The 13,848-nt window shown below is 41.2% G+C and carries 14 protein-coding genes; 11 read left to right on the top strand and 3 right to left on the bottom strand.

Annotated elements, in window-relative coordinates; all coding sequences use genetic code 11:
* Positions 1–2 precede the first annotated feature (2 nt).
* The gene (locus HYD28_12325; GenBank protein QLE09679.1) at positions 3–1,007 is read left to right on the top strand and encodes a hypothetical protein; all 1,005 of its coding nucleotides are present in this window, start codon (positions 3–5) and stop codon (positions 1,005–1,007) included.
* A gap of 14 nt (positions 1,008–1,021) precedes the next feature.
* On the opposite strand, the gene HYD28_12320 is transcribed toward HYD28_12325, so the two are convergent.
* Positions 1,022–1,357 carry a TraR/DksA C4-type zinc finger protein gene (locus HYD28_12320; protein QLE09678.1) on the bottom strand — a complete coding sequence of 112 codons (336 nt, stop codon included), beginning with the start codon at positions 1,355–1,357 and terminating at the stop codon, positions 1,022–1,024.
* Positions 1,358–1,408: 51 nt separating this feature from the next.
* Positions 1,409–2,386, bottom strand: a complete 978-nt coding sequence (locus tag HYD28_12315) for a tRNA-dihydrouridine synthase (protein ID QLE09677.1) — start codon at positions 2,384–2,386, stop codon at positions 1,409–1,411.
* A 172-nt stretch (positions 2,387–2,558) separates the two neighbouring features.
* Here HYD28_12315 and HYD28_12310 point away from each other — a divergent pair, with 172 nt between their 5' ends.
* From HYD28_12310 to adk, 9 genes are all read left to right on the top strand, one after another.
* Entirely contained in the window at positions 2,559–3,047 is a 489-nt protein-coding gene (locus HYD28_12310; protein QLE09676.1) for a hypothetical protein, read from the top strand.
* A gap of 54 nt (positions 3,048–3,101) precedes the next feature.
* Entirely contained in the window at positions 3,102–3,965 is an 864-nt protein-coding gene (locus HYD28_12305; protein ID QLE09675.1) for a DUF692 domain-containing protein, read from the top strand.
* Positions 3,966–3,993: 28 nt separating this feature from the next.
* Positions 3,994–4,710 carry a putative DNA-binding domain-containing protein gene (locus tag HYD28_12300; GenBank protein QLE10555.1) on the top strand — a complete coding sequence of 239 codons (717 nt, stop codon included), beginning with the start codon at positions 3,994–3,996 and terminating at the stop codon, positions 4,708–4,710.
* A gap of 365 nt (positions 4,711–5,075) precedes the next feature.
* A complete protein-coding gene (apt, locus tag HYD28_12295; GenBank protein ID QLE09674.1) occupies positions 5,076–5,621 on the top strand; it encodes an adenine phosphoribosyltransferase in 546 nt (181 codons plus the stop codon).
* A 3-nt stretch (positions 5,622–5,624) separates the two neighbouring features.
* Positions 5,625–8,072 carry a DNA polymerase III subunit gamma/tau gene (gene dnaX, locus HYD28_12290; protein QLE09673.1) on the top strand — a complete coding sequence of 816 codons (2,448 nt, stop codon included), beginning with the start codon at positions 5,625–5,627 and terminating at the stop codon, positions 8,070–8,072.
* Between the two features lie 59 nt (positions 8,073–8,131).
* Positions 8,132–8,458, top strand: a complete 327-nt coding sequence (locus tag HYD28_12285) for a YbaB/EbfC family nucleoid-associated protein (GenBank protein ID QLE09672.1) — start codon at positions 8,132–8,134, stop codon at positions 8,456–8,458.
* A 10-nt stretch (positions 8,459–8,468) separates the two neighbouring features.
* Positions 8,469–9,077, top strand: coding sequence for a recombination protein RecR (recR, locus tag HYD28_12280; protein ID QLE09671.1), 609 nt, complete (start codon positions 8,469–8,471; stop codon positions 9,075–9,077).
* A 160-nt stretch (positions 9,078–9,237) separates the two neighbouring features.
* Positions 9,238–11,151: a molecular chaperone HtpG gene (gene htpG / locus HYD28_12275; protein ID QLE09670.1), complete on the top strand. Its 1,914-nt coding sequence runs from the start codon at positions 9,238–9,240 to the stop codon at positions 11,149–11,151.
* Between the two features lie 179 nt (positions 11,152–11,330).
* On the top strand, positions 11,331–11,975 hold the full coding sequence (gene adk / locus HYD28_12270) for an adenylate kinase (protein QLE09669.1): 645 nt from the start codon (positions 11,331–11,333) through the stop codon (positions 11,973–11,975).
* Positions 11,976–12,055: 80 nt separating this feature from the next.
* On the opposite strand, the gene tpx is transcribed toward adk, so the two are convergent.
* Positions 12,056–12,637 (bottom strand): thiol peroxidase, encoded by a 582-nt coding sequence (tpx, locus tag HYD28_12265; GenBank protein ID QLE09668.1) that lies wholly within the window; start codon positions 12,635–12,637, stop codon positions 12,056–12,058.
* A gap of 205 nt (positions 12,638–12,842) precedes the next feature.
* Between tpx and HYD28_12260 the strand changes: the two genes are divergently transcribed.
* Entirely contained in the window at positions 12,843–13,847 is a 1,005-nt protein-coding gene (locus HYD28_12260) for a response regulator (GenBank protein ID QLE09667.1), read from the top strand.
* Position 13,848 lies beyond the last annotated feature (1 nt).

The raw sequence follows: 13,848 nt of genomic DNA, 5'->3' as shown, positions 1-13,848 counted from the left end.
AAATGCTAAGACAGATCGTATTATTACTTGTCGCAAGTGTGATGCTGATAGCTTGCTCTGAGCAATCTTCAGGTTTCAAGACTTTTAGGGAAGGGCAGCAAGCGCTGCAAAGAATTAATAATTTATTATCTAATCAAGAACTGCAAACTGAAGCTACTAGCTGGCCTTTCTCAGAAAGTTATTTGCAAGCACGTCACCAAACTTATCAAAAGCTAAAAGCGACGTCTTTAAATGAGTCACAACAGGCGCAATTAAATTATTTAATTATTGCCGAGCGTTATCCTGAACGTTATTTTGTCTGGCCTGTACAACGTGATGTTATTAGTCAAGCTCGTTCACAGGATAACTATTCAGCAAATGCACTAGCTAATTGGTTAGAGTTAGTTGAAATGCAGTTAATTGCTGCTGAACAAAGCAACCTTAAATTAAATAAAATTGAGTTAACGTTATTGCATAACATGGTTAAATCGCATCTGGATAACAGCGATGACAGTGTCCAAGCAGCGCTTTATAAACTCAATCAATACTTAACTCAATATAAACCTCGTACAAAGCTTGGTTTAGTTGGTTTAGCGAACGGTAAAGACTGGTACCAAAGTAAACTTAATTACTTCAGTGGTGAGACTAAGTCTCCTTTAAACTGGCTTAGTGAGGTCCAAAGTTCACTTAAGCAGTTACAAAGAGCAGATTTTGTATTACCTGTATCAGATTCTCATGTTAACCCATTAGTGATGACTTATTTTGTGGAAAATCATCAGCACAGTGGTCTTGATTGGCAGCTTGATTATATAGACCCGCTAAAAAGTAAACGTAAGTTAACGCAAGGCGAGCAATACTTCTGGCAAGTTATGATGGAAACCGACTTAGGTATTCATTATCACACTTGGAGTGAACAGCAAGCACGTGTCAATTTAATGAAGCGTTTAGGCGTAGATCAGCTGCAAGCGGATTGGTTAATTGAGGATATTATACTTTATCCTGCAATGAGTTTTATTTTTATAAATTAGTACAGCATTGCGCTCTATGGAGCGCAACGCCGACAACGTTGGCTTGCAGGATCTGCAAGTAAACGTTCGTCATCGATTTTTTCTTCGCAATCACAGCAATAGCCATACTGCCCGATATCAATTTGGCAAAGTGCTGCTTCCAACTTTTCTATCCGAGCAATCAATATTTGATATTCAGAGCCAAGGTTATTTGCTGTCAGCTCTAACCAATCCGAAGGAGGGTTATCTTTGAGTTGCGATAGTAGTTGCTGATGATAGCTTTGTTCAGAATTAGCCAGCATATCAAGTAAACGTTGTCTGACCTGCGCAAGTTCCGCAGATAACTTTGTTTGAATTTCAGTATTGTTCATCGCGTTTCTTCCAAGTGGGCAATACTAGTATTATCAAACAAAATCCGTTTGCTAATTATGATTTGTATCAATACTCGGCGCTTTGGCATACTTTCTTAGCACATCAGCTACTTCATCTTTGGCTTTTAAGCGACGTATCTCATCAAAAAGTACGCTTGCTTGTGGGTATTGGCGTTTTAAATAACCGAGCCATTGCTTAGTTCGAGAAGCAAAGTACTTTTCACATTTACTTTCGTCTTGGTGCATTGATGAATGAATAATGTGGTATATCACATGCTCCCATAACATAGGAGTATAATGTTCGTTTTGTGCATGTGACTTTATTTGTTTTGCTAAATCAGGCATTGCTAGTGCGCCACGACCAAGCATTAAGTCTTGGCAATGGCTTCTTTTTTGGCAAAGTATAGCATCTTTAACTTGCCAAATTTCACCGTTAGCAACTACTGAAATATTCTTGTTTTTGATTAATGGGGGGATTTTTTCCCAGTAAGCAGGAGGGTTATAACCATCTCGTTTAGTTCTGGCATGAATAGCAAGACTTGAAGCGCCTGCGCTTACAACAGCATCAACAATTTCTTGGCTATTACTATCATCATCAAAGCCAAGTCTGATTTTAGCACTCACCTCATGGCGTGGGTCGACAGCATCACGTACGGCTTTGATTATCTCGTACATATGCTCAGGGTCTTTTAAAAGTACCGCACCACCTTTACTTTTATTTACCGTTTTAGCAGGGCAACCAAAGTTTAAGTCGATTCCATGTGAGCCTAGGCGTATTGCTTTAACTGCATTTTCAGCTAAAGCATTGGCAACTTGACCCAGTAATTGAATACGTACAGGTGTACCTGCACGGGTATAGCCACCTGTTTTTAGCTCAGGACAATAGCGATGAAACACGCGCTCGGGTAGCGTGTCTTCGACGACACGAACAAACTCTGTAACGCATAAATCAAATCCACCTAAATCAGTTAGGAGTTGTCGCATTTTAAAATCTACAACACCTTCCATCGGTGCTAAAACTAGTCGCATGATACCTGTTTACTTATCAAAAATTAGGACGCGTATTCTAGCTGTTCTAGATTGTTTTATAAATCGTAATTTGCTTTCTGCGCACTTTCAGAAAATAATTAGAAAAAATTGAAAGATATTTGTAGTTCACAGGTCTTGTTTAATAACCCTTTATAAAAAAGAGAGTCATCGAATGAACACAGTTAAGAAAAATTCAATTGCATTAACATTAGGTGCGGTTGTAGTAGGTGCGTCAAGTTTTGCAGTAACTGATGCGAACGCGAATCCATTTGAATTTCAGCAAATGCAAGCAGGGTATCAGTTAGACGCGGCTGAAGGTAAGTGTGGAGAAGGCAAGTGTGGCGGCGATAAAAAAGCGGCTAAAGAAGGTAAGTGCGGCGAAGGTAAATGCGGTGCAGCTAAAAAAGCAGCTAAAGAAGGTAAGTGCGGCGAAGGTAAATGTGGCGCAGACAAAAAAGCAGCAAAAGAAGGCAAGTGCGGCGAAGGTAAATGTGGCGCAGACAAAAAAGCAGCTAAAGAAGGTAAGTGCGGCGAAGGTAAATGCGGTGCAGCTAAAAAAGCAGCTAAAGAAGGTAAGTGCGGCGAAGGCAAATGTGGCGCAGACAAAAAGAAAGCTAAAGAAGGTAAGTGTGGTGAAGGTAAATGTGGTTCTAACCATTAAGCGCTCACTTAGCTTTTGAAAGGGCCGTAAAGGCCCTTTTTAGTAGGAGGTAGTATGTTAAAAGAATCAGTAGCTGATTTTGGGCAGATTGGGCTAGGTTTGCGCCGAGAAATGCTTGATGAAATGCTTATCGATGTTCCTAAACCCATTGAGTTTTTAGAAGTTGCACCAGAAAACTGGCTAAAGCTTGGAGGTCGATTTGGTAAGCAATTTAAGCAGCTAACCGAGCAACATGCCTTTGTATGTCACGGTTTGTCGTTATCGATTGGGTCACCTTCAGCACTTGATATTGAGTTTGTGCAATCGCTTAAAACTTTCTTCAAAGAGCATAATGTTCGTCTGTTTAGTGAGCACTTAAGTTACTGCTCGGGAGAAGGGCACATGTACGACTTAATGCCAATTCCGTTTACTGAAGATGCTATTAAGCATGTTGCCTCTCGAATTAGGCAAGTTCAAGATATTCTTGAGCAGCCAATTGCAATTGAAAATGTTTCTTATTATGGCGCGCCCGGTCAACAAATGACGGAACTTGAATTTACTAATGCGGTTTTAGAAGAGGCGGATTGTAAATTACTGCTCGATGTTAATAATATTTACGTCAATTCGATTAATCATGGTTATGATGCAGGGAAATTCTTAGCAGCATTACCAACTAATCGCATTGCCTATGGGCATGTTGCTGGTCATTACACTGAGGCTGAGGATTTACTCGTTGATACTCATGGTGCGCCAGTGATCGATCCCGTTTGGCAATTGCTCGAAAAAGCCTATGAAATTCATGGGGTATTTCCCACCTTATTAGAGCGTGATTTTAATATTCCTCCTATGAGTGAATTATTAACAGAGCTGAGAACCATTGGAGCGTTGCAAGAGGCTGCTGCTCATCGAAATCAAGCAACGGTGAAACACAGTGCCTAATCATTTTACGCAAGTACAGCAAGAGTTTATGGAGCATATTCGCGACCCAGAAAATAATAAGAAGCCAGCCGATGTTGAAGAGCGTCGCATGGCGATTTACCGCGATTTATTTTTTAATAATGTGGATGGTTTTGTCAGCTCTGCGTATCCAGTGCTAAAAAGTTTATATACTGAGCAAGCTTGGCAGAGACTCATTAGGCATTTCTTTAGTATGCATGACTGTAAATCACCTTATTTTTTAGATATAGCAGGGGAGTTTTTGACTTTTCTTGCAAATGACTATGAAATGCAAAGTGATGATCCTGCTTTTATGTTCGAACTGGCGCATTATGAATGGGTTGAGCTTGATGTGTCGGTTGCTCAAGAGGTGGCACAAGAAGTGAAATTATCAGCTCATAAAGTGACAAGCTCCCCATTATATTTAAGTTCGTTTGCTCGCAATTTAAGTTATAGCTTCCCAGTTCATACTATCAGTGTGGATAATCAACCAAGTGAGCCGACAGCACAAGCAAGTTACTTCGTGGTTTATCGTGATAGTGATGATGAAGTACAGTTTTTATCAACAAATGCGATGACCGCATTACTGCTTAATATTATTGAATCTAAGCCTGGTGCAGATTTAAATGATGTATGCCAAGCAGTTGCAGAGCATGCTCCTCAATTTAGCCAAGAGCAGCTGTATCAAGGGGCCCTCAATACCTTAAGCGCTATGGCAGAGCGCGGTGTTGTGGTTACTAATACATAGGTTTAAAAATCGGCTAAAGCTCTTTATTGATGAGGGCTGTTCGACTATTATGTGCACCTTATTTTGTCGTGCTTAAATAAAGGTAGTAACTATGTCGAATGATAAAGACTTTAAAGATCCGTTCAATGCAACTTATTTCATTGCGTTTTTAGCTGTATTCGGTGGCATTGGCTGCCTTAACGCTATTCTTGGTTGGATCACTTCTTTATCTTAATCTGCGCAAGCAAATTTAAGACACTAGGCTGCACCATGCAGCCTTTTTTGTTGTAGTTAAGTGATTAATTTCGAAACTTGCTACCGACTTTCCACTAAGGTGATGTTATACTCTCGAGCTTTGTTAGATAAACTTTTTGAGCAGTATAATTATGACTCAAGCAACTTCAACGCTCATCAAACAGAGCATTGCAACGATCGCTGATTACCCTAAGCCGGGCATTATGTTCCGCGACGTAACAACACTAATGGCTAATGCTGACGCATTTAAAGCAACTATCGACAGCTTTATCGCAGCATACAAAGACCAAGGTTTTACAAAAATCATCGGTACTGAATCTCGTGGTTTTATCTTTGGTGCACCACTTTCATACGCACTAGGTATTCCATTCATTCCAGTTCGTAAACCAGGTAAACTTCCTCGCGAAGTGATTTCACAAAGCTACCAATTAGAGTATGGTGAAGATATTCTTGAGCTTCATACAGACGCAATTGTACCTGGTGATAAAGTGTTACTAGTAGATGACTTACTTGCTACAGGTGGCACAATCGAAGCAACTGCAAAATTAGTTGCTAAACTAGGCGGTAACGCAACTGATGCGGCATTTGTTGTTTCTTTACCAGAGCTTGGTGGTGAGCAACGTGTTGCTGAGATGGGCATCAAAATCTTAAAGTTGGTTGAATTCGAAGGCGAATAATTAATGAGTTATCAGGTTCTAGCAAGGAAATGGCGACCACAAACCTTTCACGAGTTAGTGGGGCAGTCTCATGTTAAACAAGCATTAGTGAATGCATTAACACAAAATAGACTCCATCATGCTTATCTCTTTACTGGAACCCGTGGGGTGGGTAAAACAACCATCGCACGTATATTCGCAAAAAGCCTCAACTGCGATAAGGGTATCTCTGCAGAGCCATGTGGCCAATGTTCAAGTTGTACTGACATTGAAGCAGGTCGTTATATTGATTTATTAGAAATCGATGCGGCATCGCGTACCAAAGTAGAAGATACCCGCGAAATCCTTGATAACGTTCAGTACGCACCAACACGTGGTCGTTACAAGGTATACCTAATCGATGAAGTTCACATGCTGTCAAAGCATAGTTTCAATGCATTACTAAAAACATTGGAAGAGCCTCCAGAGCATGTGAAATTTTTATTAGCGACAACTGATCCGCAAAAACTGCCCGTGACGATTTTATCGCGTTGCTTACAGTTTAATCTTAATGCTTTGTCGCAATCAGAAATTCATGATCAGCTTGCCCATGTTCTTAATCAAGAACAGCTAAGTTTTGATGATAAATCATTGTCTATTTTAGCTAAGGCCGCTGATGGTAGTATGCGTGATGCACTGAGCCTTACAGACCAAGCAATTGCGCAAACCAACGGCAGTATAAATCATCAGGCAGTACAAACCATGCTTGGCTTGATGGATACTCAATATAGCCAAACCATGTTAGCGGCGCTACTGTGCCAAGATGGCGATGCACTACTTCAAGAAGTAAAAGCGGTCGTAAGTCGAAACCCTAACTTTGTAGCCTTGCTCGACGATTTAATCGCCCTGACGCACCTTATTCAGCTTGTGCAACTCGTGCCTAGTGCAGCGGCACTTGATGATACTAACCGTGATTTTATTGAGCAAGTAGCGCAAACCACTGATGCACAGCAGATGCAGGTTTACTACCAATTGCTATTAAATGGTAAAAAAGATTTGCAGTGGGCACCCGATGCTAAACTAGGTTTTGAAATGATTATGTTGCGTTTGTTGGCATTCCAACCTACGCAATTTGCACAAAGCCAAACACCAACGAATACCCAGCAGCAGGTTAAGCCAAGTGGTGCCGGTGCACTGCGTGATATTTTGAAAAAATCAACGGCGCAACGTGAACAAGCAGCGTCAGAGCAAGCACTTTTAGCACAAAGTTCTGCACAGACAACTGCTGTTCCTTCAGAGCCTCAGCAAATTCAAGCTGAGCCTATTGAAGCTGAACCTGTTCAAGCAGCTAAAGCAGAAACAGTGCATAGCCAAGAGCCTGACCAGCAAGTTGAAGCAACAGCGGTAGTACAGTCTGGTGTTGAACAACAGCCTCAGCAATCTGTTGAAACTGCAATGACCGCTGAAGTTGAACCAGCGCCAAAACAGCAAGAGCAAAGCTACTCAGAGCAAGTACCTGCAGCTGAATACTCTCCACAGGAGTATTCTTCGCAAGATTACATGATTGATCATGATGCACAAATGGACTCATCACTTGCTGCGCAATACGATGATGTGATGAATAGCGCCTATGATCAGGGCTTTACTGCAAATGAAGCACCTCAGCAACAGCAAACTGCACCAGTGCAATTACAACAGCAGCAAAGTCAGGCGCAGTCGGCCATTGCTCGTATTTTACAAGACCGCAATATCTCAGGTGCTGGGCGTTTAAGTGGTGCTGCAACGCAAACGAATGCTAAAGCAGAACAACAATCTGAAGCGAAGCCCAAAGCAGAGCCGCCAGCGCAACAAAGCACAGCCACGACCAATATTCAGCCTCAGCAGCAAGCAATGGCTGCTGAAGTAAAAAAGCCCATCCCCCAGCAAACGGGGGAGAGCAGTAATAAAGTAAAAAAAGTCGACTTTAGAGAAAAGCATCAAACAATTACTGAAAACTTAGCGCCTGAGCTGCTTGAGCAGATCAACCCGCAAAAAGTGCCAGAGCCAGTAGTAGAAGAAGCCAGTATTCCGGTCCCTGATGATTTTGAAAGTCCGATCAGCAGTATTAAATTTGCACACGAACAAGATGAATGGGCGTATTTAATAAAGCGCATGGGGCTCGGCGGACGGATGCGCCAATTTGCACTGCATTCAATTTTTACCAAGCAGAATAACCAACTGCACATTGAGGTTGACTCGTCACAGCGCCATTTAGACAGCGCAGTGCTAAGACAAAAGCTCAATGCTGCATTAAGTGAAATTTACGGCCATAATGTAGAGCTTAGTATCGAGTTTGCTGATGGCGTAATTGATTCACCGTATTTGATTCAACAAAAAATTGATGCCGGACGTCATCAACAAGCAATTGATGTAATAAATAGCGACGAAAACATAGTGCAATTTCAACAGTTATTTAGCGCTATAATCGATGAAAACAGTATTCAGGCATTGTAATTCGTTACAATAGCCCTTATCTTCATGCCAATTAAAGTAGTTTAGAAAGAGAGACAGTTATGTTTAAAGGTGGAATGGGTAACATGATGAAGCAAGCGCAGCAAATGCAAGAGCGCATGCAAAAAGCCCAAGAAGAAATCGCAAACCTTGAAGTAGTAGGTGAAGCAGGTGCAGGCCTAGTTAAAGTAACTATGCTTGGTAACCACAATGTACGTCGTGTTGAATTAGATGAAAGCCTAATGGAAGACGACAAAGACATGATCGAAGATTTACTAGCGGCAGCGTGTAACGATGCTGTACGTCGTGTTGCTGAAGAAACGCAAGAGCGCATGAGCAAAGTAACTGGCGGTATGCAATTACCACCAGGTATGAAAATGCCATTCTAAGTGATTTTCTATGCAACTATCTCCTAGTTTAACACAGCTAATTGAAGCGCTACGATGCCAACCAGGCATAGGCCCTAAGTCGGCACAGCGCATTGCTTTTCATTTGCTTGAGCGTGACCGTCAAGGTGGTAAACAACTTGGCCATGCATTAACTAAAGCAATGGATGAAGTAGGGCATTGTCAATCTTGTCGTACTTTTACAGAGCAAGCTGTGTGTGATATTTGTTCTAGTGTTAAACGCCAAGATAGTGGTTTATTGTGTGTGGTTGAATCACCAACCGATGTACTTGCTATTGAGCAAACTGGTCAGTACCAAGGCCTTTACTTTGTTTTAATGGGTCATTTGTCGCCAATTGATGGCATAGGACCAAAAGAAATTGGCCTTGATATTCTTGAAAGCAAGTTGCAACAAGGTGGCATTAATGAGGTGATCCTAGCAACCAATCCAAGTGTTGAAGGTGAAACCACAGCCCACTATATTGCAGAGCTTTGTCATAAGTATCAGGTGAGTGCATCTCGGATAGCTCATGGTGTCCCTGTTGGTGGTGAGCTCGATTTACTCGATGGTATGACGCTTATGCACGCATTTAGCGGACGACGCGCCGTAAACCAAAACTAATACCGAAAATGGTATCAAAAGCCTGCTTGAAGCAGGCTTTTTTGTGTTTAACCCCTAATTTTCCCGCGAATTTAATTTTTTGCCTTGAAGTTCCAAAAGCCTACCCCATATAAAGAGTCATAGTGCAGATTAGACACTTTGTTAATTGGAGATTTACACAATGACTGCAGCACAAAAAGAAACATTAGGCTTTCAAACAGAAGTCAAACAACTATTAAACCTGATGATTCATTCTCTTTATTCTAATAAAGAGATATTTTTACGTGAGCTTGTATCAAACGCCTCAGATGCGGCAGATAAATTACGTTTCCTTGCGCTTTCTAATGGCGATTTATATGAAAATGATGCGGAACTAAAAGTACGTATCAGTGCTGATAAAGAAGCAAACACGGTCACCATTACTGATAACGGTATTGGTATGAGCCGTGAAGATGTGATTAATTCACTAGGTACCATTGCAAAATCTGGCACTGCAGAGTTTTTTCAAAACCTAACAGGCGACCAAAGCAAAGATTCACAATTGATTGGTCAATTTGGTGTTGGTTTTTACTCAGCATTTATCGTTGCTGACAAAGTAACAGTGCGTACTCGTAAAGCAGGTGAAAGCCAAGGTATTGAATGGCAATCTGCAGGTGAAGGTGAGTACACATTACAAGAGATTGATAAACCATCACGCGGTACCGAAATTATTCTTCACCTTCGTGAAGACGAAACAGAGTTTGCTGATGAGTTCCGTTTACGTAGTATCGTAACTAAATACTCTGATCATATTTCGATTCCTGTTGAAATGTATAAAGCAGAAGTACCTGAATCTGAAGGTCCTGATGGCGAGAAGATTCCAGCACAGCCAGGCGAGTGGGAAGGTATTAACCGCGCAACAGCACTATGGACTCGTGATAAGTCAGAAGTAACAGACGAAGAGTACAAAGAGTTTTATAAGCATATCGGTCATGATTGGGAAGAGCCACTAAGCTGGGCACATAACAAGGTTGAAGGTAAAACAGAATACACTAGCCTGTTATACATCCCGAAAAAAGCACCTTTCGATTTATGGAACCGTGAGCGTCAATCAGGTTTAAAACTGTATGTGCAACGCGTTTTCATTATGGATGACGCAGAGCAGTTCATGCCAAGCTACCTCCGTTTTGTGAAAGGTTTACTTGATTCAAACGACTTACCACTTAACGTGTCGCGTGAAATCTTGCAAGACAACAAAGTAACACAGGCAATCCGTAAAGGTTGTACATCGCGCGTACTTAAAATGCTCGAGCGCATGGCGAAAAACCGCGAAGAAGATTATCAATCTTTCTGGAACGAATTTGGTCAGGTGTTAAAAGAAGGCCCAGCGGAAGATATGGCAAATAAAGAAGCCATTGCTAAGCTACTGCGTTTCGCTTCTACAAATACTGACGAAAGCACACAAAATGTATCGCTTGAACAATACATTGAGCGTATGAAGCCAGAGCAAGATAAGATTTACTATGTAGTTGCTGATTCATTCGCTGCAGCGAAAAACTCACCACACTTAGAGATCTTCCGTAAGAAGGGCATCGAAGTATTGCTACTAAGTGACCGTGTTGATGAGTGGATGATGAGCTACTTAACAGAGTTCAACGAAAAGTCATTCCAGTCAATTACCCGTGGTGACTTAGATTTAGGCAACATGGATGACGAAGAAACGAAAAAAGCGCAAGAAGAGTCAGAAAAAGAAGTTGCAGGCCTAGTTGAGCGCATTAAAACTGCACTAGGTGATAACGTTAAAGACGTACGCTTTACGCATCGTCTAACGGACTCTCCTGCATGTGTTGTTGCTGATGAGCATGATATGAGCTCACAAATGCAAAAGTTAATGGAATCAGTTGGTCAAACTGTGCCTGAGCAAAAGCCAATTTTTGAGCTTAACCCAGAGCATCAGCTTGTTAAACACTTAAATGTTGAACAAGATGAAGACAAGTTTGCCCAGTGGTCACAAGTACTTCTAGATCAAGCACTACTCGCTGAGCGCGGAACTTTAAAAGACCCTGCAGGCTTTGTAACTCGTTTGAATAAACTTATGCTAGATTTAAGCAAATAAGCGTTTTAGCATAATGAGTTGGAAAAGGGAGCAAGGCTCCCTTTTTTATTGCCGCTAATATAGGCAATTGGTATAAGTTACTTGAGGTATAGCCTTAGTTGTGGAAGAATTCAGGCTCTAAAAACAAAACTCCACTGATCGACCATTTTTAAGATTAGTATCACACAGAGGACAATGATATGCGCATTATTCTTTTGGGCGCGCCGGGTGCAGGTAAAGGTACTCAAGCTCAGTTTTTGATGGACAAATACGGTATTCCACAAATTTCTACGGGCGATATGCTGCGTGCAGCAATCAAAGAAGGTACACCACTTGGTCTTGAAGCTAAAAAAGTAATGGATGCAGGTCAATTAGTATCTGACGAAATTATTATCGGTCTAGTTAAAGAGCGCATCGCTAAGCCAGATTGCGAAAAAGGTTTCTTACTAGATGGTTTCCCTCGTACTATTCCTCAAGCAGATGCAATGAAAGAGAATGGCGTGGTAGTTGATCACGTTATCGAATTTGACGTTGCTGACGAAATCATCGTTGAGCGTATGGGCGGCCGTCGCGTACACCCTGGTTCTGGTCGTGTTTATCACGTTGTTTATAATCCACCTAAAGTTGATGGCAAAGATGACATCACAGGTGAAGATCTAATCATTCGTGATGACGATACTGAAGAAACAGTACGTAAGCGTTTAGGTATTTACCACGACCAAACTAAACCATTAGTTGATTACTACCAAGCTGAAGCAAAAGCAGGCAACACTCAGTACCACAAATTAGACGGTACTCAAGCTGTTGAAGCTGTTAGCCAACAACTTGGTGAGCTACTAGGTTAATTTACCTTTTAGAATCACAAATAAAAAACCGCCTCTGGGCGGTTTTTTTGTGTCTGTCTCACTGCAAGTAAAATTGCGCTTTACAGTTTCTTTAATGCCGTAATGGCACCGTCGTAATCAGGCTCTTTTGATAAATTATCAACTAGCTGCTTATAAACGATGTTATGTTCTTTATCTAACACAAACACCGCACGGGTTAATAAGCCCATATCTTTGATAATCAAACCGTAGTTCTTACCAAAGTCACGCCACACTGAGTCAGACAAAGTCACCACTTTGTCGATATTTTCGGCTTTACAAAAACGCTTTTGTGCAAACGGTAAATCTGCGCTTAAGGTAAGCATAGCAACACTTGGGTACTCAGTAGCTACTTTTTCATTAAAGTGTTTGGTTTGAATACTACACACACCCGTATCTAAACTTGGCACTACGCTTAAAAGCACTGCTTGACCTTGGTAGTTATCTAGTGTGACAGGTGTAAAGCTGCCATCTACTACTTTAAAATTAGGCGCTTTTTGACCAACTTCAACACCTTGACCTAGTAAAGTGACCGGCTTAGATTGGGCAGAAACCTTACCTGCATCTAAACTATTTTCTGATAAATCACCAGCATAACTAAACGTGCATACAGCACCTAGTGCAAATATTAGCGGACGTAACATAATAAGATTCCTTCAAATTAACGCATTTAACATCAGTGTATTATACTCATAGAGTGGCTCAAAGGATTAGTACAATTTAAAATTGTAAATAACCAATAGTTTGATTAACATGTGTTCGTGAACCGATTTTTTATATAGAAAAATAATAATAAAGTTACTGGCACTAGTTAGTATCTAGTTAAAAGTGCGTATTTAGAGAGAAGGTATGTCAACATCGGTATTAGTTTGTGATGATTCAAAGTTAGCACGTCGACAATTAGCGCGCTCTTTACCCGATGATTGGGATATTAAAGTTGAGTTCGCTGAAAATGGTGTGCACTGTATTGAGCAGATTAAAAAAATTCAGCCAGAAATTCTATTTCTTGATTTAAACATGCCTGAAATGGATGGCTATGAAGTGCTTCAAGCCATTCAAGAACAGGACCTTCATGTTCTCACCGTGGTTGTGTCTGGTGATATTCAACCTAATGCGCATCAACGAGTGCTAGAGTTAGGTGCCATCGACTTTATTCAAAAACCTTGCTCTGCGGAAAAGCTCGCTAATATCATCGAACACCATGGTATTAAAGATAAAGCCATGCGTGAGCGCCTTGCTAATAAGCTAGGTGAGCAAGTTGACCCTGATGTGCGTGATATCTATCAAGAGCTCACTAACGTCGCTATGGGGCAAGCAGGGGACTTATTAGCGCGTCTTCTTAATGTATTCGTAAAGCTGCCTATCCCTAATGTAAATGTATTAGAAGTAAATGAGCTTGATATGGCTCTGCGCTCTATTGATGCTAATGCAACTACATCGGGTGTATGCCAAGGTTTTATCGGCGGTGGAGTATCTGGCGAAGCATTACTACTTTTAAACGATTCAAGTTTTAAAGAAATCGCGTCATTGATGAATTACGAAGGTGAGCTAAACGATAATGTCGAGCTTGAGCTGTTAATGGATGTGAGCAACATTCTGATCGGTGCGATTTTATCAGGGCTTTCTAAACAGCTAGATATGCGTTTTAGCCAAGGTCATCCTGTGGTGCTAGGGCAGCATTGTGATGTCACCGATTTAGTAAAAGCCAATAAATCTCGCTGGCAACGAACACTGGCGATTGAGATCAGCTATGGCATCGAAAATCACAATATTAACTGTGATTTGATGTTGCTGTTCACTGAGGACTCACTTAAAACCCTTAAGTACAAAGTAGCTTATTTATTAGAAGATTAAA

Origin of the sequence: Pseudoalteromonas shioyasakiensis (genome assembly GCA_013391845.1) — a bacterium.
In the GTDB taxonomy this organism is placed as follows: Bacteria; Pseudomonadota; Gammaproteobacteria; order Enterobacterales; family Alteromonadaceae; genus Pseudoalteromonas; species Pseudoalteromonas apostichopi.
Note: the sequence above shows the minus strand (reverse complement) of the source record. Positions and strands in the feature narration are given on the sequence as shown.